The sequence below is a fragment of the Yaniella soli genome (assembly GCF_054782375.1).
Map to the genome: position 1 here is coordinate 1 of NZ_BAAGSP010000071.1, position 1,553 is coordinate 1,553.

Genomic DNA, 1,553 nt, shown 5'->3' on the forward strand with positions numbered 1-1,553 from the left:
TACACCAGATATCCGGCAGGATGGATGGTGGGCCGGTCCGGTTCTTGGGCATGATCGTGTGCCCCCAGTCATTGATGATCCGGGGGGTGTTGTCACCCAGGAATTGGTCGCGGCGGATCGTGGATCGCTAATAGAGGCACGACGCCCCAACGAACCATATAGCGGGTTGGTGGAGGGCTAGTTTTCTAACGTGGATGCCGAGCATGAACCGCCCACCGACACCTATTTGGACTGGCCGTGATCGGCTTGAACTAACCGGTTCAAGTCTTGGAAGCCAGCGACCAAGTAGGGGTCTGTATGACAGGATTCAACCTTGATCAATACGCGTTGTTCATTGGTCTTGACGTGGGAAAATCGGAGCACCATGCCACCGCACTGACCAGCCAGGCGGACAAGGTCTATGACAAGGCGTTACCCAATAGCGAGCCAAAATTACAACAACTCTTGACCAGCCTCGTCGCCAAATATGGGCCGGCGTTGTTGGTGGTGGATCAGCCGGCCACGATCGGCGCATTACCGGTGGCAGTTGCCCAAAGCCTCGACGAGGTGGAGGTCGCGTACTTGCCGGGGCTCACGATGCGCCGGGTGGCGGACCTGCATGCTGGTAGTGCCAAAACGGATGCGCGGGATGCTTATATTATCGCCGAGACAGCACGCACCATGCCCACTGCGTTACGAGCCATTGCGGACTCCGACGAACAGATCGCCGAGTTAGCGGTGCTGGCAGGTTTTGACGACGACCTCCTGGCTCAAACGACTGCCACACGCAACCGGTTACGCGGCGTCTTGACACAGATCCATCCGGGTTTGGAACGCGTGGTGGGCCCGAAACTCCACCACAACGGGGTCCTGGACGCACTCATCCGGTGGCCGACCCCGCACACGCTGAAAACCGCCGGACGAGGCCATGTGCGCAAACGCATTGCAAAGCACAACCCCAGACTGGCCGCCAAACTCACCGAACAGGTTTTTGACGCCTTGGATGCTCAAACCGTGGTGGTACCTGGCACCAATGCGGCCGCCACCATCGTGCCCATGCTGGCGGACCAACTCACCGAGCTATACACCCAGCGAGCAGCAGTCTTTTCCCAAGTCGAAGAGTTGGTCGATGACCACCCTCTTTCGGCGGTCCTGACGTCCTTGCCCGGAGTCGCCGTCAGGACCACCGCCAGACTCCTGACCGAAGTCGTCGGCAAAGAGTTCAAAACCGCCGGCCACCTGGCGTCCTACGCTGGTATCGCGCCCACCACCAGGCGTTCTGGGACCAGCATCCGCGGCGAATTCGCCAACCGCGGTGGCAACAAAAGGCTGAAATCAGCACTGTTCAACAGCGCCTTCGCAGCCCTATCGCACCCACCGTCACGGGCGTACTACGACAAGAAAATCAACCAAGGCAAAACCCACAAACAAGCCATCATCGCCCTAGCCCGCCGCCGTCTGGATACCCTCTACGCGATGCTCCGAGACGGCACTTTCTACCAAGACCCCACAGCCACAGTTACTGCAAAAAACTTCTCAGAAGCCGCTTGACAAAAACGATAGAGGCACCCCCC

General features: G+C 59.0%; 2 protein-coding genes. Both read left to right on the top strand.

The genetic code is table 11. The features are described 5' to 3' along the window. A partial coding sequence (locus ACYVJT_RS15215; protein WP_499418553.1) for a hypothetical protein occupies positions 1-181 on the top strand: 181 nt, incomplete at its 5' end. A 116-nt stretch (positions 182-297) separates the two neighbouring features. Continuing rightward, positions 298-1,530, top strand: a complete 1,233-nt coding sequence (locus ACYVJT_RS15220; protein ID WP_499418554.1) for an IS110 family RNA-guided transposase — start codon at positions 298-300, stop codon at positions 1,528-1,530. Positions 1,531-1,553 lie beyond the last annotated feature (23 nt).